Source organism: Stutzerimonas stutzeri SDM-LAC (assembly GCF_000235745.1).
Lineage (GTDB): Bacteria > Pseudomonadota > Gammaproteobacteria > Pseudomonadales > Pseudomonadaceae > Stutzerimonas > Stutzerimonas stutzeri_H.
The window spans coordinates 1-20,747 of the sequence record NZ_AGSX01000019.1 but is presented as its reverse complement, the minus strand read 5'-3'; the positions used below and the strand labels follow the sequence as shown (position 1 = coordinate 20,747).

Here is a 20,747-nt window from a genome sequence, read left to right as displayed (position 1 = left end):
ATGTTCGGTCTAATCAAGACGTGGAAGGCCCTCGAAGCCAAAGGCATCATGGGCATCAACCGCCGTAATGCGGACTACGTGCTCAAGTACAACAAGCGCAACCTGTATCCGATCGTCGATGACAAGATCATCACCAAGGAGCGAGCAATCGAAGCCGGCATCGATGTCCCGGAGATGTACGGGATCATCGAGACCGAGCGTGACATCGAGAAACTCAAGGATATCGTCAAGGACCACACCGACTTTGTAGTCAAGCCGGCTCAGGGTGCGGGCGGCGATGGAATCCTCGTCATCGCCGATCGCTTCGAGGGGCGTTATCGAACGGTGTCAGGGAAGATCCTGACCCACGACGAGATCGAACATCAGATATCCAACATCCTCACCGGGCTGTATTCGCTCGGCGGTCACCGTGACCGCGCACTGATCGAATACCGCGTCACTCCCGACCCGATATTCAAAAGCATCAGCTACGAAGGCGTGCCGGACATTCGTATCATCGTCCTGATGGGCTACCCGGTAATGGCCATGCTGCGCCTACCGACCCGGCAGTCCGGCGGTAAGGCCAACCTCCACCAGGGTGCAATTGGCGTCGGCGTGGATCTGGCGACGGGCATCACGTTGCGCGGCACCTGGCTGAACAACAAGATCACCAAACACCCGGACACCACCAACGCCGTGGACGGCGTGCAGCTGCCAAACTGGGACGGCTTCATGAAGCTCGCAGCCGGCTGCTACGAGCTGTGCGGCCTTGGCTACATCGGTGTGGACATGGTGTTGGACGAGGATAAGGGGCCGTTGATTCTCGAGCTCAACGCTCGCCCGGGCCTCAACATTCAGATCGCCAACGACTGCGGTTTGACCCATCGCGCGCACGCCGTGGAAAACCGCGTCGAGGAGCTCAAAAAAAATGGGGTTCAGGAAACTCCGGAAGAGCGGGTGCGATTCGCTCAGGAGCTGTTTGGCCACATCCCGGCTCACGACTGAGCCAAAGCCCGGCTCATTGGCCGGGCCACGCCCCGAACGAAACACACCATGCCCCTCTGCACACTCCACGCCCTTCCCTATTACCCCGATCCGACCCGTTGGTTCGAGCGCATTCGCCACGCGCCGGGCGCAGTACTGCTCGATTCGGGTCGTCCGATGGCCGAACGCGGCCGATTCGACGTGCTAAGTGCATGGCCAACACAGCTGCTCGAACCTGGCGCAACGGAAACCGGCAGCGCATTTTTTTCGAGACTTCGTGGGGCGCTCCGCTCATTGGGGGATGCCGAAGCCCCCTCGGACGCTGAGCTTCCCTTTATAGGTGGTCTGCTGGGCTATATCAGCTATGACTTCGGCTCACGGCTGGAAAGACTGTCGAATGTGGCAACCGACGACCTGAACCTTCCTCACGCTCGCTTCGGCGTCTATGCCTGGGCGCTGGTAAATGATCACCAGCGCCAAACCACGCATCTGGTCTTTCATCCATCACTGGCTCAGGCCGAACGCAACCGCCTGACCACAGTGTTCGAAACGGATGGGCAACCCCAGGAAGCGACGTTCAACTTGTCGTCTGCGTTTACCGCAGATCTGAAACCTGACGACTACCGTGACGCCATCGAGCGTATCCAGCAATACATCCAGGCGGGTGACTGTTATCAGGTGAACTTCGCCCAGCGCTTTCAAGCCGCCTACAGTGGCGACCCATGGCAGGCATTCCGCCTCCTGCGCGAAGCATGCCCGACTCCGTTCGCCGGCTTTATGACGATAGAGCAAGGCGCAATTGCAAGCGTCTCTCCAGAGCGCTTCCTGCGTGTGAGCAGCCGGACCGTCGAGACTCGCCCGATCAAGGGCACTCGGCCTAGAAGGCTTGATTCAGAAGGCGACCAGGCACAAGCCGACGCGCTGACGGCCAGCATCAAGGATCGAGCCGAGAACCTGATGATCGTCGACCTGCTTCGCAACGACCTGGGACGCAGCTGTGAAATCGGAAGTATTCAGGTGCCGGAACTGTTTTCCCTGGAGACCTACCCTAATGTGCATCACCTGGTGAGCAGCGTCACGGGGAAGCTTGATCCCGACAAGGATGCGCTCGATCTGCTCACCGGTGCCTTTCCGGGCGGATCAATTACGGGCGCACCGAAGATCCGCGCCATGGAAATCATCGATGAGCTAGAGCCGACTCGCCGCGCCATTTACTGCGGTTCGCTACTCTATCTGGACGTGCGCGGCGAGATGGACAGCTCTATTGCAATCCGCACGCTGCTATTCAGCAAGAACGATGTCTATTGCTGGGGCGGCGGCGGCATCGTGGCAGATTCAGCCTGGCAGGCCGAGTACCAGGAAACGCTGGATAAGGTGAGCGTACTGCTGGGAACACTGGAGACGACGCTAGAGCCATAAGGCTCCACGGCGGCCCGGCAGCCACCGTGGAAACGAGTCGTTTACAGCGTCAGCGTGCGGTTGGATGCTTTGATGAACTCTTGCTTGAGCGCGTCAAAGGTATGCACTGCGGGGAACTGTGGGAACTCGCGGATCACATTGTCCGGCGCATGGAAAAGGATGCCGGCATGTGCCTCGGAGAGCATGGTGGTGTCGTTGTACGAATCGCCGGCTGCAATGATGCGGTAGTAGAGACTCTTCAACGCAATGACCGACTGGCGCTTGGGGTCTTTCTGACGCAGCTGGTAATCCACGACGCGATCGGATTCATCAGTGATCAGGCGATGGCAGAGCAGCGTCGGGAACCCTAGCTGGCGCATCAGCGGCTGCGAAAACTCATAGAAGGTGTCGGAGAGAATGACCACCTGGAAACGCTCACGCAGCCAGTCCACGAACTCGATCGCGCCGTCCAGCGGCTTCAGCGTGGCGATAACCTTCTGGATGTCCGAGAGCCTCAGGCCGTGCTCGTCCAGAATACGCAGCCGCTGCTTCATCAGTACGTCGTAATCAGGAATGTCACGCGTGGTTGCCCGCAGCGATTCGATTCCGGTTGCCTCGGCGAACGCGATCCAGATTTCCGGAACCAGTACACCTTCCAGGTCGAGACAGGCTATTTCCACGGACGCGCTCCTTACAGCAGAAAATTTGAAGCGGCACTCTAACGGCAAGCCCCTTGCGAAGCAACGCGTCGCTTATTCCACAAAGAATGGACGCTCTTCCTTAAAGGTTATTTAGAGTAATAAAGACTCTTTGTTAACATCGCGCAGCAGAGCGCCAAGCGCCAACCAAGGAAGCCGCCTGATGAGTCAAACCATTGATACAGCCGAGCTGGCAGCCTCCTATGCCAGCAAATCCCCACAGGACGTACTCAAACTTGCCTTCGACCTCTTTGGGGATGATTTGTGGATCTCGTTCAGCGGGGCCGAGGATGTCGTATTGGTCGACATGGCCTGGAAGCTGAACCAAAACGTGAAAGTGTTCAGCCTCGATACCGGACGACTGCACGGCGAGACCTATCGTTTCATCGAGCAGGTTCGCGAGCATTACGGCATTCCCATCGAATTCATGACGCCAGACCCGGCCCTGTTGCAGCCAATGGTTAACGAGAAGGGGCTGTTCAGCTTCTACCGCGACGGCCATGGCGAGTGTTGCGGCATTCGCAAGATCGAACCGCTGCGCCGCAAGCTGTCAACTGTCCGCGCATGGGCAACGGGCCAGCGCCGCGATCAAAGCCCCGGGACACGCAGCCAGGTTGCGGTACTCGAAGTCGACAGCGCGTTCTCAACACCCGACCACAGCCTGTACAAGTTCAATCCGCTGGCGCAGATGTCCAGCGAAGAAGTGTGGGGTTATATCCGCATGCTCGAATTGCCATTCAACAGCCTGCACGAACGTGGATTCATCAGCATCGGTTGCGAGCCCTGTACACGCCCAGTTCTGCCAAATCAGCACGAGCGTGAGGGGCGCTGGTGGTGGGAAGAGTCGACACAGAAGGAATGCGGCCTACACGCGGGCAACCTGATCGCCAAAAACTAACGTCCGATGCGAGACCTTGGCTAACGGGGCTTACAAACGAGCCCCTTGCCCAACCACCCGCCGTACTGACGTCCGCTCGACCGAACCGGATGGGCTCGGCCTAGAAAGTCGGCAGATCGAGGTCCATGAACAACTCATCCAGCTCGACCTTGTTCTTGCATTGCACGGCTTTCTCAAGCATCTCTCTATCAAGATGCGGAGCAAAGGTTTCGATGAAGTCGCACATGAAGCCACGCAGGAATGTGCCGCGGCGAAAACCGATCTTGGTCACGCTGGGCTCGAACAGCTCGCTGGCGTCGAGCACGACCAGATCCGGGTCGAGCTTCGCGTCGACGGCCATGCGCGCGACGATCCCGACACCCAGCCCCAGGCGCACATAGGTCTTGATGACGTCGGCGTCGGCGGCGGTAAAAACCACTTTGGGTGACAGCCCCCTGTGGCTGAACGCCTCGTCCAGTTTGGATCGTCCGGTAAAACCAAACACATAGGTCACGATCGGATACTCAGCCAAGGCGTCCAGCGTCAGCTTCTCGAGCTTTGCCAACGGGTGTCCCTGCGGCACGACTACGCAACGGTTCCAGCGATAGCACGGCATCATGACCAGGTCACCAAACAGCTCCAGCCCCTCCGTAGCGATGGCAAAATCGACGGTCCCGTCAGCCGCCATCTCGGCAATCTGCATCGGCGTGCCTTGATGCATGTGCAGCGACACGTCCGGGTATAGCTTGATGAATGCACTGATCACCGGCGGCAGCGCGTAGCGCGCTTGCGTATGGGTGGTCGCGATGCTGAGGGTGCCACGTTTTTCATTGGAGAATTCCTGCGCGATCTGTTTAATGCTTTCGCATTTGCGCAAAATTTCTCCAGCGGTCGTGATGATTCGCTCGCCAGCCGGCGTGACCCGGGTCAGGTGCTTACCGCTGCGCGCGAAAACCTCTACGCCCAGTTCGTCTTCCAACAGCCGAATCTGCTTACTGATACCGGGCTGCGAGGTGAACAGGCTTTGCGCCGTTGCCGAGACGTTGAGGTCATGGTGCGCCACCTCCCAGATGTAACGCAGTTGCTGAAGCTTCATAGAGATCCCTCAAAGACCAAAGGCGCCCCGGACGCCACCCATGTTTTTATAACTTTTCTGCACCAGAACCTGAGATTCTAGACCATTCCCATATGAAACGCCTGTGCACCATCACGGGCTTCGCCATGCAGGAGCGGCGAGTCTAACCCTTGCACTGTTGCCGGTCCGTCAACCCAATCGCACCCTGCGCGAGGCCAGCGAGCGTGAGACTTGGCTCGGTCTGACTGAGCTTAGCAGCCTGGAAGTAAACCACTAGCGAAGCGAGGACCGCCCGGCGTCCAGCGTTGCCGGGTGGTTTGGATTGATTGTCAGTCCGCGCGAGCCGACAGGAAACGAAGAGCCTGATACAGCGCCTCGGTTTTCGGCATCACGAACCCAACCTCTGCTGCAGCGGCCAGCGGAGCGGCATAGATCGCATCGAGCTCCATCGGACGTCCCTGTGCATGGTCGTGGTACATGCTCGGCAAATAGTTGGGCATGTTATCGGTAAACATCATCATTCGATCCACCACCGGGTCGGGTAGCGGTTGGCCACAGGCGGCGGCCGCTCCGCAAGCTTCCGACATGATCGATCGGACCAGTGCTCGGCTGTCAGGGTTTGCCATCAAGGGCGCGGTGCCGGCGTCGAGCAGAACGGAAAGGCCGTTATAGGGAAGGTTCCACACCAGCTTCTGCCAGCGTGCCTGCGCGAGGTTCACCGCCGGATTGGAATCGACACCCGCCGCGCGAAACATGGCAACGCCGTCCTCGACAAGCCTCTGCTGTTCAGCGCCACTTGCCGGGCCGGAGTGATAACCGAGGTTCACGCCGCCAAGCGCCTGATGCTCGACGACCCCTAGCGCCGAGCGATGCGCGCAGATGAAACAGAGGCCACCCAACAGATGGACATCATCAGAAAGCGCTTGGCGCAGGCTCTCCTCGACTCCCAGACCGTTCTGCAACACCACCACCTTGGCATTTTCCCCTGCAGCCTCGGCAATCAGCGGAGCCAATTCCGAGTTACTGGTGCTTTTCGCTCCGATCAGCAGCCAGTCGCATTTGGGCATCTGCGCCGCGGTGCGATAAGCCTGTACCGAATCGAGATGCACTGAGCCGTGCACTGCACTGTTTATCTGCAACCCATTCTGCAGGACCGTCTCGTATTCGCTGCGCAGAAGAAAATGCACATCGTAGCCAGCCCGAGCGAGCATCACGCCGTAAAAGCCACCGATGGCACCGGTACCGATAATTCCGATTCGAGATTTAGGGGCAGTCATGCGAGGGCTCCTTCGACAGATCAGGGGGACGCCATGCTTGGCGCGCAAAAATGACCACCTTATCAGCGTCCCAAGAGAGCGCCCAGCGGCTATGAATAACGACCTGGCGTGACAGACAGCAGCGATCTCCGTGCAGCAGTCCGACTTCAAGATGATTGTCGTGGCAACGCAATACGCGATAAGGTTCCGCTCCCCGCTGCGCCCTCAAGCTCTGCTCCGCCGCACCGGGCTTGGCTGGCGGACGGCATCTGTGACCTTGACGAGAACACGATGGCTGATTTACCGATCGATGACCTTAACGTTTCTTCCAACGAGACACTGATCACCCCTGATCAGTTGAAGCGTGAAATACCGCTGACTGCTGCCGCGCTGGCGACCGTCTCTGAAGGCCGCCAGGTGATACGCAACATTCTCGACGGCAAGGATCATCGCCTGTTCGTCGTGATTGGGCCCTGCTCGATTCATGACCTGAAGGCCGCGCATGAATATGCCGAACGCCTTAAGGTGCTGGCCGACAAGGTCTCGGAGAGTCTGTTTCTGGTCATGCGGGTGTACTTCGAGAAGCCACGCACAACCGTTGGCTGGAAAGGCCTGATCAACGATCCATACATGGATGACTCGTTCAAGATTCAGGACGGCCTGCATATTGGCCGCCAGTTGTTGCTCGATCTTGCGGAGATGGGCTTGCCGACCGCGACCGAAGCCCTGGACCCGATCTCCCCGCAGTACCTGCAGGACCTGATCAGCTGGTCGGCCATCGGTGCACGCACCACCGAATCCCAGACACACCGGGAAATGGCCTCAGGCCTGTCGTCTTCCGTGGGTTTCAAGAATGGTACCGATGGCAGCCTGACCGTTGCGATCAATGCCCTGCAATCCGTTTCCAGCCCGCACCGCTTCCTTGGCATCAACCAATCGGGTGGAGTGTCTATCGTCACCACCAAGGGCAACGCCTATGGTCACGTGGTGTTGCGTGGCGGCAATGGCAAGCCGAATTATGATTCGGTCAGTGTTGCAGTATGCGAGCAGGAACTGAGCAAAGCCGGAATCAAACCGAACATCATGGTGGACTGCAGCCATGCCAACTCAAACAAGGACCCAGCGTTGCAGCCGCTGGTGATGGACAACGTGGCCAACCAGATCCTCGAGGGCAACAATTCGATCATCGGGCTGATGGTGGAAAGTCATCTGGGTTGGGGCAACCAGCCTATCCCCAAAGATCTCAACGATCTGGAATATGGCGTCTCGATCACCGATGCCTGCATCGATTGGGAAGCCACTGAGAAAACTATTCTCGGCATGCACCTCAAGCTGAAGGACGTCTTACCCAAGCGCACCCGCAGCTGATACCTGTCAGAATCGAAAAAACGCCGCTTGCCGGCGTTTTTTTTATTCCTGCTCCGGATCGTCCGTAGCACTGCCCTGCCGTTCGATGTACCACTCTACATACGAACAGGATGGGATAACCGTATAGCCCTCGCGCTCGGCGTACTCCAGCGCATGCTGGGCCAACACCGCCGCAACACCTCGACCGCGAAGCGCATCGGGCACGAAGGTCCGGTAGATATCCAGTGTCTGTTTGCCAAGATCGACATACGCCAGATAAGCGCGATGGCCTTCCACAACGGTCTCGAACTGGTGACTTGTTCGATCATGATGGATGTGCAGCTGTTCGGTCATCTCGCCTCCTCTGCAGGCTAGACCTGCCCTGATTGTTTGGAAGTTACGTGCGGCACCCTCACGCACTATCCATCTTTATTGTTAGCTGGACGACGCATGCTACCGCTACGCAAGACCCGGCTTCAATTGCTTAAATCGTCAGCGCACCACAATGGACCGAATGACCGCATTCAAACAGTCGACTCAGATCAACACTGCAACTTTTCGGCACTTGCGTCGGTCCATGTAGCGAGTGCCGCGGTTGGCTCTGGTTGTTTTTCAGTCAGTTCTGCCAGCGGATACCGTTCAAAGAATGAGCATGCAGAAAAAATGTGGTAGCAGCTGCTTGGCTCAGTTTACTTAGCGTAACTAATCGGTAGTATGTGCGCGCCAACTTTCCATAACGGGAGTTGCCATGGATTTCATCCTTAAGGGGAACACGATGAACAACGTTCTGAAATTTTCTGCTCTGGCTTTCGCCGCAGTTCTGGCTACTGGTTGCAGCAACAGCATGACCAAAGAAAGCGAAGCCCGTCTGACCGCGACTGAAGACGCCTCTGCCCGCGCTCAAGCGCGTGCCGACGAAGCGTACAGCCGTGCCGACGAGGCGCTGCAGGCTGCCCAGAAGGCCCAGCAGACTGCTGACGAAGCCAATGAGCGTGCACTGCGTATGCTGGAACGCGCCAGCCGCAAGTAAGCTTCAGGCGAAAAAAAGCCGACCTGCAATCAGGTCGGCTTTTTTGTGCGCGCCTGTTTTGCGAGGCGCGCTCTTATAGATACGCAATATTAGAAAATGGGCTCTTCATGGTTGGCCAGAGCCTGGCCCTGCTCGGCGATCTGGATCGGCAGGCCGTCTTCGCCAGCAATGATCTCGCGCACCATTTCCCAATCCAGCTGCAGTGAACCGGCAGGTTCATCACGCTTGAGTAATGTGTTGATCACCACTGCATGCTTGTCCATGAGCGTCATCTTCTGTTCTTCGTCCTGAAGCGGCGTGTGCGCCTCCAGATAGATTTTGCCCTGGCTCACGCCGAACTTGTAAGGCTCGTCGATGATCCGCACCGAGGTTCCGACCTTGACCAAGCCTGACAGCTCCAGAACATTATGGTTGAGCATGCGGAAACAACCATGGCTGACGCGCATGCCGATTCCGAATTTCTTGTTTGAACCGTGGATAAGATACCCGGGCAACGCCAGGCTCATCTTGTAAGGACCAAGCGGGTTATCAGGTCCTGGCGGTACGACCTTCGGCAGCGGATCGCCGTCGGCCGCGTGTTCGTCGCGGATCGATTGCGGCGGGTACCAGGCCGGATTGCTGGTCATGGCTGAAATCCGCGTATTGCCAACCGGGGAGCCCCAACCTTCCCGGCCGATGCCGAGCGGAAAGGTATGCACCACGTTCTTGCCCTCCGGGTAGTAATACAGACGGTACTCAGCAAGGTTGATCACGACGCCTTCACGCGGCCCGGGCGGCAGGATGTACCGCGTCGGAAGAATGATGTCGGTCCCTTCGCCTGGTAACCAGGGATCCACGCCCGGGTTTGCCGCAATCAGTTCCAGATAGCCCAGATCATGTGTTTCGCCGAGTGCAGCGAAGGTGTCCTCGTACTTGGCCTTGACCACTTGAATCTGCCCGACCACGTCCTCGCCTTCTGGAGGCAGCGGTAGTTCGAGGGCAATAGACTGGCCGGCCGAGAGTAAAGCCGCGAATGACACACTGGAGGCGACTACAAACGCACGCGAGAGCATTCAGGGGTTTCCTTGGGAAAGTGTTCGTGTTGCGCCGATTGTACTCGAACCGCCTGCAGGCGCCGACCTACCAAGCGCTGACGGCAGACGGAAGGCCTTTGCGTTGTGCGCCGAGTGCATCGCGACACGCGGGGCAGAGGCGGCGGTCCTTGAGTACGGAGCGCTCGATATCTTGCCAGCGCGGGCGCGCTGGTAGAAAACCACCGCAAAGCGTGCGATCAACCTGACCATTCAACTCCAGCTGCCGCAACGCCAGGTGCAGCCGGTTCTCCCGGCATGCAAACAAGTCGAATTGCTCGTCTGGAACGATGAGGCGATAGGCAAAAAGGGTCCAGGCTGGGCGCGGCATCTAAGGCTCCGATTCGAGGGGCGCGACAGTAGCCGCGCGCACGCTTCAAAGCAAGGGTTCGAGCACCGGCCAGACGTTGTCCAGCAGTTGCTGCTGCGCACCGGCAGTCGGATGGATGCGATCGGCCTGCATCATGCCATCAACCCCACCGACACCTTCAAGAAAAAACGGCACATAGGGCAGGTTTCGCTCGTCTGCAAGCGAGTCGAACGCTTCCTCAAATGCGCGCGTGTAACGTTGCCCCAGGTTCGGCGGCAAACGCATCCCGAGCAACACGACGTCGGCACCCGCCTCGACTGACAGGTCGACCATAGCAGCCAGATTGCTGTTCAGTTGCTTCGGCGGCTGACCACGAAGCCCATCATTGCCGCCAAGCTCGATGATGACGACTTGCGGATCGTGCTCCGCCAGCAACCCTGGCAATCTCGCCAGCCCTCCAGCGCTGGTGTCACCACTGATCGAAGCGTTCACCACACGTTGGTCAAAATTCTCTGTTTCAAGGCGTTGCTGGAGCAGTTGTACCCAGCCCTGGCTGGTTTCCAGCCCGAAAGCGGCGCTGATACTATCCCCGACCACCAGCACCGTTCCCGCCAAGGCGCCCTGGGCCCAGCACAGCAAAACCAGGACCCCACCTCTCAACCAATTTCGCATCGGAATCTCCATGAGCGCCAGCATTCTCTACGCCCGGAACCTTAGCAAAGCGGTACCCAGCGCGGAAGGCGAGCTGGCGATACTAGACGATGTGTCATTGAGCCTCGACAAGGGCGACAGCCTTGCCATTGTCGGCACTTCAGGTTCCGGTAAATCGACGCTGCTCGGTTTGTTGGCTGGCCTGGACCTTCCCACATCAGGCGAGGTGCATCTGGCTGGCCATCTGCTCGGCGCGCTGGACGAAGACCAGCGCGCGCATGTGCGGGCTGAGCATGTCGGCTTCGTTTTCCAGTCGTTTCAGCTACTCGACAGCCTCAATGCCCTGGAAAACGTCATGCTGCCGCTGGAGCTGCATGGCCGCGCAGACGCAGAGGCGAAAGCCATCGAGCTGCTTGATCGCGTCGGTCTTGGCGCACGGCTCCATCATTATCCAAGGCAACTGTCAGGCGGTGAACAGCAGCGCGTTGCCGTCGCCCGCGCCTTTGCCGCCGAGCCGGCGGTGCTGTTCGCCGATGAGCCGACCGGCAACCTCGACAGCCATACAGGCGCAACCATCACCGAGCTGTTGTTCGAGCTCAACCGTGAACGCGGCACTACGTTAGTGCTGGTAACCCATGACGAACGTCTGGCCCATCGTTGCCAGCGCTTGCTTCGCCTCGAAGGCGGTCGCCAACTCGTCGATGAGTTGAGCCAATGAAGCATGTGCCCCTCAGCCGCCTGGCGACGCTGGCGCTGCGTCAGCTGTTGCGCGACGCCCGTGCCGGCGAGCTGCGCGTATTGTTTTTTGCGCTGCTGATCGCCGTCGCGGCCAGCACAGCCATCGGGTATTTTGGCGCGCGACTGAACGACGCCATGCTGCTGCGCGCAACCGAGTTTCTAGGCGCCGATCTCGTGCTGAGCGGCAGTGCTCCGGCCGAAGCGGAACAGATCGAAGCAGGCAACCAACTGCAGCTTGAACACGCTCGGGTGGTTGAGTTTTCCAGCGTCATCGCTACGGACGACAACCTGCAGCTGGCCAGCATCAAGGCCGCTGACGATGGCTATCCGTTACGCGGTGAGCTTCGCAGCGCGGCCGCGCCGTATCAGACCGAACAGCCCGGAACGGGCCCCAAACCCGGTGAAGCCTGGGCCGAAGCACGCCTGTTCGCGGCATTGAACCTGCAGATCGGTGACCAGATCGAAGTCGGCAATAAGCCACTGCAGCTGACCCGCGTGCTGACCTACGAGCCTGATCGCGTTGGCGATTTTTACAGCTTGACGCCACGCGTGCTGATGCATCTGGATGATCTCGAAGCGACCGGCGTGGTACAGCCCGGAAGTCGTGTGCGCTATCGCGAACTCTGGCGCGGCACCCCGGAGCAGCTGGCAGCTTATGAAGAGGCCATCAAAGCCGATGTACAAGCGCATCAGCGTATCGAGACAGCCAAGGACGGCAACCGTCAGATCGGTGGCGCTCTGGGGCGTGCCGAACGCTATCTCAATCTGGCCAGCCTGGCCGCAGTGCTGCTCGCGGGCGTGGCAGTGGCGCTATCGGCTGCACGTTTCGCGACGCGCCGCTTCGACGCCAGTGCGTTGCTGCGCTGTCTTGGCCTGTCACGCCGCGAAGCATTGATGCTCTATACCCTGCAGCTCGCCTACCTCGGCCTGGTTGCCAGCACGGCCGGAGCGCTGTTGGGCTGGGCCGCGCAACATGGATTGTTTTTCCTGCTGCGCGAACTCGTGGTCAGTGAAGTGCCGCCCGCCACGTTGTGGCCGGCGCTGGCGGGAATTGCGACCGGCCTGGTTGCACTGGCGGGTTTCGCCTTGCCGCCCCTGGCCGCACTGGGTCGCGTGCCGCCACTGCGGGTATTGCGCCGCGACATGCTGCCGATTCCGCCGAGTTCCTGGCTGGTGTACGGGGCCGCCGTGATCCCCCTTGGCTTGATCATGTGGCGGCTCAGCCTAGATCTGAAGATTACGCTCGCGCTGCTGGGCGGCGGTCTGCTCGCCACGGTGGTCCTCGGCGGATTGCTGTTGCTTGCTTTGAAGGGGCTGCGCCGAATACTTTCAGGCGCATCGCTGACATGGCGTCTGGGCCTCGGGCAGCTACTTCGACACCCGCTGGCGGCGGCCGGCCAGTCGCTGGCTTTCGGCTTGATACTGCTCGCCATGGCACTGATCGGGTTGCTGCGTGGCGAGCTGCTCGACACTTGGCAAAATCAGTTACCGGATGACGCCCCTAACCATTTTGTACTGAACGTCCTGCCCGCCGACCGGGACGCATTCACCGCACGCATCGATGCACTCTCCGACCTCGCAGCTCCGCTGTACCCGGTCGTTCCAGGTCGTCTGGTTGCGATTAACGGTGAGCCGGTACGCCAGCTGGTCAGCAAGGAAAGCCAGGGCGAGCGCGCGATTCGTCGAGACCTGAGCCTGACCTGGGCCGAGGACCTGCCCGCCGACAACCGTCTGACTGCTGGCCAATGGTGGACCGGGGCGCGAGCCGATCTGCCTGGCGTGTCGGTGGAAGCCGAGCTGGCCGAGAGTCTTCAGGTGCAATTGGGCGATCGACTCAGCTTCACAGTTGGCGGGCTCACCCGCGATGTCAGCGTGACCAGCCTGCGCGAGGTCAACTGGGACAGCTTCCAGCCCAACTTCTACATGATCTTCGAGCCCGACACCTTGCAGGACGTTCCGGCGACCTACATGACCAGCTTTCACCTGCCGCAAGGCAAGGATCGCGAACTGGTGCAACTGGCCAGAGACTTCCCGTCTGCGACGATATTGCAAGTCGAAGCCTTGCTCAGCCAGTTGCGCAGCATCCTGGCGCAAGTCTCGCTGGCGGTCGAATATGTGCTGATGTTCGTGCTGGCGGCGGGCCTTGCGGTACTGTTTGCCGGTTTGCAAGCAACGCTGGACGAGCGGATTCGTCAAGGTGCGTTGCTCCGCGCGCTGGGGGCGGAGCGAAAACTATTGCTCAGAGCCCGACGTACCGAATTCGGTGTATTAGGCGCGGCCAGCGGTGTACTCGCCGCATTGGGTTGTGAGCTGGTCAGCGCCCTGCTCTACCACTTCGTCTTCGATCTTCGCTGGCAACCCCACCCATGGCTGCTGTTGCTGCCGCTGATCGGCGCACTATTGGTCGGTGCCGCAGGCGTCCTGGGTACGCGTCGAGCACTCAACGCCAGCCCTCTGAATGTGCTGCGTGAAAATTGACCGGCGCAGGCAACGCGTTGGACTGCCTGTAGAATGCCGAGCCCGTGCCTGAACTGGAAATGCCATGAGCCGTTATCGCCCACCTCGCCCTGCCGGCACCCCCCTGATCACACCCGAAGGCGAGGCAAGGCTACGAGCCGAGCTGCATGAACTGTGGCATGTGAAGCGGCCTCAGGTTACCCAGTCGGTCAGCGAGGCAGCCGCGCAAGGGGACCGTTCGGAAAACGCTGAATACACCTACGGCAAGAAGATGCTGCGCGAAATCGACAGCCGCGTGCGTTTTCTGACCAAACGGCTGGAGAAGCTCAAAGTGGTCGCAGAGCGACCAAGCGATCCCGGCAAGGTCTATTTTGGCGCCTGGGTGATAGTCGAGGACGAAGAGGGAGAACAGGCCCGCTACCGTATCGTCGGGCCGGATGAACTGGATCTACGTCAGGGGTTGATCAGTATCGATTCGCCATTGGCACGCGCCTTGGTTGGTAAACCCTTGGATGCGGAAGTCCAGGTGCAGACGCCCACCGGATCGAAACTCTGGTACATCGTGAAAATCGATTACTCGTGACCGTGCAGTTACTCTTGGACCGATAAGTCACGTTTTTCGTCGATCTAGCGCCTAATTTCGATCAACTGACGAATACTACACTTTCCTACCCAGTTCTATGTTTCATCTGGTAACAGACATCTCGGCAATCGCCGTCAAGCCTGGCAGTAGCGCTCAGGCGGAACGCCGCGCTAGAGCCTCATCTGCTTGCCTCCCGGCAAACTGGCACGAATGCTGCGCCGCAATCGCCTGCAGTACGCGCTACGCGCGGTGAATGGCGAGGGATTGCCCAATGTCAGTCACCCTAGATGAGTGCATTCATGAATAACAACAAGACTGTGTTTGCTCTATGCCTCGGGACCGTCATGGCTGTTTCAAGCCAGGTCCAGGCCAGCCTATTCGGCTCCAGCGGCTACACCCAGACGCGTTATCCGATCGTACTGGCGCACGGCATGCTCGGCTTCGACAGCATGCTAGGCATCGATTACTGGTACGGCATTCCCCAGGCGCTTCGACGTGATGGCGCCCAGGTCTACGTCACCGAAGTGAGCCAACTCAACACCTCGGAGCTGCGTGGCGAGGAGCTTCTGCAACAAGTCGAGGAGATCGTCGCCATCAGCGGCAAACCAAAGGTGAATCTGGTCGGCCACAGCCACGGCGGGCCGACCGTGCGCTACGTCGCTGCGGTCCGTCCCGACCTGGTGGCGTCGGTCACCAGCGTAGGCGCACCGCACAAGGGGTCCGATGTTGCCGATCTGATACGTCAGATTCCTGAAGGCTCCAGTGGCGAAGCCATCGTCGCTGGCATCGTCAACGGGATGGGCGCATTGATCCATTTCCTGTCGGGAAGCACCAGTACCGAACCACAAAACTCGCTCGGTACGCTTGAATCACTCAACAGTGAAGGAGCCGCCCGCTTCAATGCGAAATATCCGCAGGGCATTCCGACCACTGCGTGCGGCGAAGGCGCCTACAAGGTCAACGGTGTGCGTTATTACTCCTGGGGCGGCACCAGCCCGCTGACCAACCCACTGGATGTAAGCGACGCCATGCTGGGGGCCGGTTCGCTGGCATTTGACGAGCCCAATGACGGACTCGTTGGCCGTTGCAGCTCGCATCTGGGCATGGTCATCCGCGACAACTACCGAATGAACCACCTCGATGAAGTCAACCAGGTGTTTGGGCTGACCAGCCTGTTCGAAACCGATCCGGCGACAGTGTACCGACAGCATGCCAATCGCCTGAAAAACGCAGGTCTCTGAGGCTCCGGTGGGGCCCGCCGGCCCCACCTTCTGACTACAAGGCATCCTGATGAAATTTATCGCCGCCCTGTTTGTATTGGCGCTTCTCATCGGCATTGTAATGAACGGCAGTGCCCCACCCGACCCGGAGCCAGCCCAGACGCAGAACCGCACCGAGAACGTTCGGATCAGCACGAGCGAGGCCAGCCAGCAAATACATCCAACCCAAACTCCACCGCGGCCGCGAACGGATGCGCTTGACCGTCTGCCAAGCTCCTTTGCTGGCACCCAGGTGGACGGTCGTCTTCGGGCTGACGCCGCGGGGAAGTTGATCATTGAGGCGCAGATTCGCCGTGTCTTCGACTACTTCCTTGCCGCAATTGGCGAGGAACCGCTGGAAACCAGCATCGCCCGGCTACGTCGCTATATCGAAGCGCAACTGCCCGCCCCTGCCGCAGACAGCGCCGTCCAGCTGTTAAGCCAATATCTGGACTACAAACGGCAGCTGCTGTTGCTGGAACAGCAACATATGCAGCAGGCCGATCTGGAGGCCATGCGCAACCGACTGCGCGCGGTTCAGCAGTTGCGTGCAGGGATATTCGACGAGCCCGTTCACCTGGCGTTCTTCGCGCTGGACGAAGCAGCTGACCGCTTCACGCTGGAACGCCTGGCCATTCGGCACGACACGACGCTCGACGCGTCAGGCAAAGGCGCGGCATTGGATAGCTTGCGCAACCGCCTGCCAGTGGAGCTGAAGGATGCAGTCGCGGCGCAGATGCAAGTGCAGTTGCGCGAGCAAACACGTGCGTTGGCAGCCAGTGGTGGCAACCCCACGGACCTGCGCCAGCTACGCCAACAATTGGTTGGCAACGCAGCCGCAGCCCGTCTGGAGAAACTCGACGAAAAACGTCGGGCATGGCAAAACCGGCTGACCGCCTACCGTGAGGAAAAAGCGCGAATTGAACGCAGCCCGGGCCTCAGCCAAGCGGATAAACGCGCCGCCATCACCCGTCTGGCGGCCGAACGTTTCGACGAAACTGAGCGTCAACGCCTTCAAGCGGCTGAGCAATTGGTTGCGGCTGAGCGCAGCTGAGCTGCTCAGTTGGCGGCGCTTTGCGGGCTACCCTCGAGCAGATAGCGTTCCCGGCTATAGGCCAGGTAATACTTGTTTACCGCATTGACGTAGCTGACCACGCCCATGCCCATGGTCGACATGGCGACGCGTTCGACCTGGAAAAACCACTGGTCGGGGTTGAGACCTCGGCGGCGGGCCTCCGCACGCAAAGCCTGGACCCGCTGCGGGCCAAGATTGTAGGCGGCCAGCACAAACGCCATGCGTTCGCGCTCATTCAGCCTGGGGCTGGAAAAAAAGGTTTTACGGATGCTCGCCAGATACCTCACGCTGGCGAGCACGTTGTTGTCCAACTGGCCGATGTTCTGCACGCCCATGCTGCGAGCGGTGGCCGGCGTCACCTGCATCAGCCCGGTGGCGCCGGACGCGCCGCGCGCCGATGGGTTAAGCGTCGACTCCTTGAACGCCAGTGCGGCCAGATTGAGCCAGTCGATTCCTTGCCTCTGGGCATGCCGCTGCAAGGTCGGACGCACCTTTTCCAAGCGCTGTCTGCCGACACGATCCAGCGGATACTGAACCCGATAGAGCCTGCGATAGACGCGAACGAATACCGCGTCCTGGTTATCCGGCGCGTTGTAAGTCTGCAGAAAACGGTCGATGCTCGCGCGCAGCATCCCGGCGTCCTTTTGCACAAACCAGTGCACATCAGCGGGATCGCCCAACGTCAGCTGCGACTCGATGCGCAGTTTAGGCAGCACCTTGGCCCAACGCTCGGCAATGGGTTGCTCCACCACCGTTGCCGGATAGACGCCGGCCTGTACCATCTCCAGCACGTCTTCCACTGCCAGCGTGGGGTCCACCCACTCGACCGCAATCGGAGCTCGCCCGGCTTGCATCAAGGCTCGATTGAGCTTGTCCAGGGCAGAACCTGCGGCACTGCCGGCGGACAACGCCAGGCTACGACCCGACAGTTGCTCGAAGCTGTGATAGCGAGGACCACCCTGCCGGCTCACCAATACCATCGGCACCTGGTCGATCACCGCGCGGCTACGGCTCAGCCGGCGTATCGGTCCTTGCGGCAAGATTTCCCCGGGCGCGACCAGATCCCCCTCTCCGCGCTGCAGCGCGCCAAGCAACTGATCCTTGGCCTTGGGAATGATCTTCAAGGTGATCGGAGGCCCTTTCGACCCGCGATTGAGATACTGCTCGAACGCACGCAGGCGCACATACTCCACACCAATAGCTTCGCCTTTAACCTCACCAGAGCTGTTGCGGCTCTGATTGACCAGCACCCGCAAAACGCCGCTGCGGCGAATGTCCGCAAGATCGCGTACGGTATCGGCCGCTTGCCAGGCTGGAGGCCCAACCACCCGCGCAGCGGCCGGCCCGGGCATCAGCACCAGCACACACAACAGCAGGGAGAATAGTCGGGTCATTACCGGATATCGGCTCGGATGGGACAAGCTGTACTGCGGCCGCCCTGCCGCAAGGTGGCGAAGAGTGGCACAGCCTTGATCTGGCCGCCAGCAACACCGATTTAATGACATTAACTTTCACGTTCAACCCACTGATTTTCATCCATATATTTTGATCTCATAAGCGAGACGCTTCATGCAGCTTGTCGACATTGGAGTCAACCTTACCCACCCAACCTTCGCCCGAGACCCGCGCGCGGTCCTAGATCGTGCGCACGCAGCGGGCGTTGCCCAGCTCGTCCTGACGGGCACCAGCCTGGGCGAAAGCGAATCGGCATTGGCGCTTTGTCGGGAGCTGGATGAGAGCGGGCAACGGCTGTTCTGCACGGCCGGCGTTCATCCTCACGACGCGAGCCAATGGACTTCCACTACCGGCGCGCAGCTCAAGGGCCTACTCGCGGAACCCGAGGCACGCGCGGTTGGTGAATGCGGGTTGGATTTCAACCGGGACTTGTCTCCTCGCGCGCAACAGGAGCGAGTCCTGGAAGAGCACCTGCAGTTGGCAGTCGAAACCGGTCTGCCGGTGTTTCTTCATGAACGCGATGCCGACCAGCGCCTGGTGCAAATCCTGCGGCCGTTCCGTGATCAGCTCAGTGCTGCAGTCGTGCATTGCTTTACCGGCGAAAAACGTGCCCTGTACGCCTACCTTGATCTCGACCTGCACATCGGCATCACCGGCTGGATCTGTGATGAGCGCCGCGGCACTCACCTGCACCCGCTGGTTCGCGACATTCCTGCAGCCCGTTTGATGCTCGAGAGCGACGCTCCATACCTGTTACCGCGCACGCTGCGACCCAAGCCCAAGGGTGGCCAGAACGAGCCGGCGTTTCTTCCGGAAGTGCTTCGGGAAGTGGCACGGCATCGAGGTGTCAGCGAAGAACAACTGGCGCGGAGCACGACGCGCTGTGCTCAGGAATTCTTTCGTATCGATCCGCTGAATGAGTGCTGAGCGGCTCAAGTCCAGCACTTTTTGGTCGTTAATAGAACGGGCTCGCAGAAAGCGGCGATCCCACTGCGCGACGAGCAGTACCGGTCATCGACCTAAGAAGAGAATGCAATGGCTTTGTGGATTCGCGATCTGTCACTAAAGTACAAGTTCTGGGCGCTGAACCTGGTAGCGTTCGCGACCACCCTGTTGCTGGTGCTTTTTGCGCTGCAGCTTGAACAGCAATCGCGAAGCCAGGACGCGCAGGACAACGCCCAGCAGCTCGGCGCTCTGCTACAGACATGGCCGGAAGGCACGGCAATTCCCAGGCACGCGGATATCGAACGGTTTCCGGCCGGTCAGGCGATTGCGATCGGCGGGCAGCCTGTAACCGCTCGCCAAGGATGGGTTGCCGTCGAGCACGACCGGTTATTCGGCACGACGCCGGTCGTAGGCGCCCAACTGGTGACCCGACCGGGTGGGGAAAACCTCGCCGTGCTGGCTCGCACACCCAGCGCCATGCAACTGCTTGGTGAGCATTTCTTCAGCTACGCCGTTGCTGTTGCTGTGCTGATGCTAGTACTGCTAGGCGCATCACAGTTGCTGATTCACTTCCTCCTCAGCCACCTCAACACGCTTAAAAACGTGATGGTGCATGTCGAGCGCAGCGGCGACCTGTCGATGCGGGTGCCTCTGGCGAGCCGCGATGAAGTCGGCGAGATGGCCGCGGCGTTCAACGCCATGCAGGCCGGCTACCAGCGCATCGTCGGTACCGTTGCCCAGGCCGCTACCCGGCTCGATGACGGAGCCGCCCGCCTGGCATCGAGCATGGGTGAGGTCCGCCAGGGCATGCTCGGCCAGCAGGGCGAAACCGACCAGGCTGCGACCGCGATCAATGAGATGACCGCCACCGTCCACCACATCGCCGAACACGCCAGGGAAACGCGCGACCAGTCGCAGAGTGCCGACCACCTGGCGGGCAGTGGGCAGGAGGTAGTAGGACGGGTTGAGCGCTCGATATCCAGCCTGTCGCAGGGCGTCCGGCAGACTGCCGAAACCATCGAACAGCTTGCCGCCGACAGCCAGAAGATCAACGGCGTGGTCAGCGTCATTCACAGCATTGCCGAACAAACCAATCTGCTGGCATTGAACGCGGCGATTGAAGCGGCACGTGCGGGCGAAATGGGCCGCGGCTTCGCGGTGGTTGCGGATGAAGTACGCAGCCTGGCCAAACGCGTTCAGGTATCGACTGACGAAATCACGCAGATGATCGCCGGGCTGCAGGGCATGACGCGCGATGCCGTCGAGTTCATGCAGGAAAGCTCGCTCAAGGCAGACGACTGCGTGCGCGAGGCACGTGAAGCAGGACTAGCACTTGAAGCCATCACCGCGGCGGTCGCACAGATGCGCGAGAGCAACACGCAGATTGCTGTCGCCGCCGAGCAACAAAGCGAAGTTGCGGAGGAGCTGAACCGCTCGGTCACCGGCATTCGCGACGTCACCGAGCAAACCGTCCAGCAAACCGTCGAATCGGCAAACACCAGCGCAGAACTCGCTGCGCTGTCGGGCGATCTCAGCAAGGCGATCCATCAGCTCAAGCTT

General features: G+C 59.9%; 20 protein-coding genes. 12 read left to right on the top strand and 8 right to left on the bottom strand.

What is annotated here, in order from left to right:
• Both PSTU_RS0102495 and pabB read left to right on the top strand, forming a co-directional pair.
• Window positions 1-984 carry an alpha-L-glutamate ligase-like protein gene (locus PSTU_RS0102495; RefSeq protein ID WP_019339464.1) on the top strand — a complete coding sequence of 328 codons (984 nt, stop codon included), beginning with the start codon at window positions 1-3 and terminating at the stop codon, window positions 982-984.
• A gap of 48 nt (window positions 985-1,032) precedes the next feature.
• Window positions 1,033-2,382, top strand: coding sequence for an aminodeoxychorismate synthase component I (pabB, locus tag PSTU_RS0102490; RefSeq protein ID WP_019339463.1), 1,350 nt, complete (start codon window positions 1,033-1,035; stop codon window positions 2,380-2,382).
• A gap of 41 nt (window positions 2,383-2,423) precedes the next feature.
• On the opposite strand, the gene thrH is transcribed toward pabB, so the two are convergent.
• Complete coding sequence (gene thrH, locus PSTU_RS0102485) at window positions 2,424-3,041, bottom strand: bifunctional phosphoserine phosphatase/homoserine phosphotransferase ThrH (RefSeq protein ID WP_019339462.1); 618 nt, start codon at window positions 3,039-3,041, stop codon at window positions 2,424-2,426.
• Between the two features lie 181 nt (window positions 3,042-3,222).
• Here thrH and PSTU_RS0102480 point away from each other — a divergent pair, with 181 nt between their 5' ends.
• Window positions 3,223-3,957, top strand: coding sequence for a phosphoadenylyl-sulfate reductase (locus tag PSTU_RS0102480; RefSeq protein ID WP_019339461.1), 735 nt, complete (start codon window positions 3,223-3,225; stop codon window positions 3,955-3,957).
• A 100-nt stretch (window positions 3,958-4,057) separates the two neighbouring features.
• Here the strand turns inward: PSTU_RS0102480 and cysB are convergent, their stop codons facing one another.
• The gene (gene cysB, locus PSTU_RS0102475) at window positions 4,058-5,032 is read right to left on the bottom strand and encodes an HTH-type transcriptional regulator CysB (RefSeq protein WP_019339460.1); all 975 of its coding nucleotides are present in this window, start codon (window positions 5,030-5,032) and stop codon (window positions 4,058-4,060) included.
• 308 nt (window positions 5,033-5,340) lie between these two features.
• Window positions 5,341-6,288, bottom strand: a complete 948-nt coding sequence (locus PSTU_RS0102470) for a putative 2-dehydropantoate 2-reductase (protein ID WP_019339459.1) — start codon at window positions 6,286-6,288, stop codon at window positions 5,341-5,343.
• Between the two features lie 270 nt (window positions 6,289-6,558).
• Between PSTU_RS0102470 and PSTU_RS0102465 the strand changes: the two genes are divergently transcribed.
• Entirely contained in the window at window positions 6,559-7,635 is a 1,077-nt protein-coding gene (locus PSTU_RS0102465) for a 3-deoxy-7-phosphoheptulonate synthase (protein ID WP_019339458.1), read from the top strand.
• 42 nt (window positions 7,636-7,677) lie between these two features.
• Here the strand turns inward: PSTU_RS0102465 and PSTU_RS0102460 are convergent, their stop codons facing one another.
• Window positions 7,678-7,968, bottom strand: coding sequence for a GNAT family N-acetyltransferase (locus tag PSTU_RS0102460; RefSeq protein ID WP_019339457.1), 291 nt, complete (start codon window positions 7,966-7,968; stop codon window positions 7,678-7,680).
• A 421-nt stretch (window positions 7,969-8,389) separates the two neighbouring features.
• Here PSTU_RS0102460 and PSTU_RS0102455 point away from each other — a divergent pair, with 421 nt between their 5' ends.
• On the top strand, window positions 8,390-8,644 hold the full coding sequence (locus tag PSTU_RS0102455) for an Lpp/OprI family alanine-zipper lipoprotein (RefSeq protein WP_029404583.1): 255 nt from the start codon (window positions 8,390-8,392) through the stop codon (window positions 8,642-8,644).
• Between the two features lie 89 nt (window positions 8,645-8,733).
• Here PSTU_RS0102455 and PSTU_RS0102450 read toward each other — a convergent pair whose 3' ends face one another.
• The 3 genes from PSTU_RS0102450 to PSTU_RS0102440 all read right to left on the bottom strand — a co-directional run bounded on the left by PSTU_RS0102450 (window position 8,734) and on the right by PSTU_RS0102440 (window position 10,696).
• A complete protein-coding gene (locus PSTU_RS0102450; protein ID WP_019339455.1) occupies window positions 8,734-9,696 on the bottom strand; it encodes a L,D-transpeptidase family protein in 963 nt (320 codons plus the stop codon).
• 67 nt (window positions 9,697-9,763) lie between these two features.
• A complete protein-coding gene (locus PSTU_RS0102445; RefSeq protein ID WP_019339454.1) occupies window positions 9,764-10,045 on the bottom strand; it encodes a hypothetical protein in 282 nt (93 codons plus the stop codon).
• Window positions 10,046-10,090: 45 nt separating this feature from the next.
• Window positions 10,091-10,696: an arylesterase gene (locus PSTU_RS0102440; RefSeq protein ID WP_029404582.1), complete on the bottom strand. Its 606-nt coding sequence runs from the start codon at window positions 10,694-10,696 to the stop codon at window positions 10,091-10,093.
• Between the two features lie 10 nt (window positions 10,697-10,706).
• On the opposite strand from PSTU_RS0102440, the gene PSTU_RS0102435 reads away from it, so the two are divergent.
• The 5 genes from PSTU_RS0102435 to PSTU_RS0102415 all read left to right on the top strand — a co-directional run bounded on the left by PSTU_RS0102435 (window position 10,707) and on the right by PSTU_RS0102415 (window position 16,766).
• Window positions 10,707-11,393 (top strand): ABC transporter ATP-binding protein, encoded by a 687-nt coding sequence (locus PSTU_RS0102435; protein WP_019339452.1) that lies wholly within the window; start codon window positions 10,707-10,709, stop codon window positions 11,391-11,393.
• A complete protein-coding gene (locus PSTU_RS0102430; RefSeq protein ID WP_019339451.1) occupies window positions 11,390-13,891 on the top strand; it encodes an ABC transporter permease in 2,502 nt (833 codons plus the stop codon). The genes PSTU_RS0102435 and PSTU_RS0102430 overlap by 4 nt, the downstream gene beginning before the upstream one ends.
• Window positions 13,892-13,955: 64 nt before the next feature.
• A complete protein-coding gene (gene greB, locus PSTU_RS0102425; protein WP_019339450.1) occupies window positions 13,956-14,453 on the top strand; it encodes a transcription elongation factor GreB in 498 nt (165 codons plus the stop codon).
• Window positions 14,454-14,797: 344 nt separating this feature from the next.
• Window positions 14,798-15,694, top strand: a complete 897-nt coding sequence (locus PSTU_RS0102420) for a triacylglycerol lipase (RefSeq protein ID WP_237709829.1) — start codon at window positions 14,798-14,800, stop codon at window positions 15,692-15,694.
• Between the two features lie 49 nt (window positions 15,695-15,743).
• Window positions 15,744-16,766 carry a lipase secretion chaperone gene (locus tag PSTU_RS0102415; protein WP_019339448.1) on the top strand — a complete coding sequence of 341 codons (1,023 nt, stop codon included), beginning with the start codon at window positions 15,744-15,746 and terminating at the stop codon, window positions 16,764-16,766.
• 5 nt (window positions 16,767-16,771) lie between these two features.
• Here the strand turns inward: PSTU_RS0102415 and PSTU_RS0102410 are convergent, their stop codons facing one another.
• Window positions 16,772-18,181, bottom strand: coding sequence for a transglycosylase SLT domain-containing protein (locus PSTU_RS0102410; RefSeq protein WP_019339447.1), 1,410 nt, complete (start codon window positions 18,179-18,181; stop codon window positions 16,772-16,774).
• Between the two features lie 175 nt (window positions 18,182-18,356).
• Between PSTU_RS0102410 and PSTU_RS0102405 the strand changes: the two genes are divergently transcribed.
• Both PSTU_RS0102405 and PSTU_RS0102400 read left to right on the top strand, forming a co-directional pair.
• The gene (locus tag PSTU_RS0102405; RefSeq protein ID WP_019339446.1) at window positions 18,357-19,169 is read left to right on the top strand and encodes a TatD family hydrolase; all 813 of its coding nucleotides are present in this window, start codon (window positions 18,357-18,359) and stop codon (window positions 19,167-19,169) included.
• Window positions 19,170-19,277: 108 nt separating this feature from the next.
• Window positions 19,278-20,747: methyl-accepting chemotaxis protein (locus PSTU_RS0102400; protein WP_019339445.1), on the top strand; the 1,470-nt coding region annotated here is incomplete at its 3' end.

What these genes read in the sequence shown, in the direction of transcription:
- pabB (WP_019339463.1), top strand. Translation starts at nt 1,033, where the DNA reads ATGCCCCTCTGCACACTCCACGCCCTTCCCTATTACCCCGATCCGACC.
- PSTU_RS0102460 (WP_019339457.1), bottom strand. Translation starts at nt 7,968, where the DNA reads ATGACCGAACAGCTGCACATCCATCATGATCGAACAAGTCACCAGTTC.
- PSTU_RS0102450 (WP_019339455.1), bottom strand. Translation starts at nt 9,696, where the DNA reads ATGCTCTCGCGTGCGTTTGTAGTCGCCTCCAGTGTGTCATTCGCGGCT.
- PSTU_RS0102445 (WP_019339454.1), bottom strand. Translation starts at nt 10,045, where the DNA reads ATGCCGCGCCCAGCCTGGACCCTTTTTGCCTATCGCCTCATCGTTCCA.
- PSTU_RS0102455 (WP_029404583.1), top strand. Translation starts at nt 8,390, where the DNA reads ATGAACAACGTTCTGAAATTTTCTGCTCTGGCTTTCGCCGCAGTTCTG.
- PSTU_RS0102420 (WP_237709829.1), top strand. Translation starts at nt 14,798, where the DNA reads ATGGCTGTTTCAAGCCAGGTCCAGGCCAGCCTATTCGGCTCCAGCGGC.
- PSTU_RS0102415 (WP_019339448.1), top strand. Translation starts at nt 15,744, where the DNA reads ATGAAATTTATCGCCGCCCTGTTTGTATTGGCGCTTCTCATCGGCATT.
- PSTU_RS0102480 (WP_019339461.1), top strand. Translation starts at nt 3,223, where the DNA reads ATGAGTCAAACCATTGATACAGCCGAGCTGGCAGCCTCCTATGCCAGC.
- PSTU_RS0102495 (WP_019339464.1), top strand. Translation starts at nt 1, where the DNA reads ATGTTCGGTCTAATCAAGACGTGGAAGGCCCTCGAAGCCAAAGGCATC.
- PSTU_RS0102435 (WP_019339452.1), top strand. Translation starts at nt 10,707, where the DNA reads ATGAGCGCCAGCATTCTCTACGCCCGGAACCTTAGCAAAGCGGTACCC.
- PSTU_RS0102440 (WP_029404582.1), bottom strand. Translation starts at nt 10,696, where the DNA reads ATGCGAAATTGGTTGAGAGGTGGGGTCCTGGTTTTGCTGTGCTGGGCC.
- PSTU_RS0102410 (WP_019339447.1), bottom strand. Translation starts at nt 18,181, where the DNA reads ATGACCCGACTATTCTCCCTGCTGTTGTGTGTGCTGGTGCTGATGCCC.
- PSTU_RS0102405 (WP_019339446.1), top strand. Translation starts at nt 18,357, where the DNA reads ATGCAGCTTGTCGACATTGGAGTCAACCTTACCCACCCAACCTTCGCC.
- greB (WP_019339450.1), top strand. Translation starts at nt 13,956, where the DNA reads ATGAGCCGTTATCGCCCACCTCGCCCTGCCGGCACCCCCCTGATCACA.
- cysB (WP_019339460.1), bottom strand. Translation starts at nt 5,032, where the DNA reads ATGAAGCTTCAGCAACTGCGTTACATCTGGGAGGTGGCGCACCATGAC.
- PSTU_RS0102470 (WP_019339459.1), bottom strand. Translation starts at nt 6,288, where the DNA reads ATGACTGCCCCTAAATCTCGAATCGGAATTATCGGTACCGGTGCCATC.
- PSTU_RS0102430 (WP_019339451.1), top strand. Translation starts at nt 11,390, where the DNA reads ATGAAGCATGTGCCCCTCAGCCGCCTGGCGACGCTGGCGCTGCGTCAG.
- PSTU_RS0102465 (WP_019339458.1), top strand. Translation starts at nt 6,559, where the DNA reads ATGGCTGATTTACCGATCGATGACCTTAACGTTTCTTCCAACGAGACA.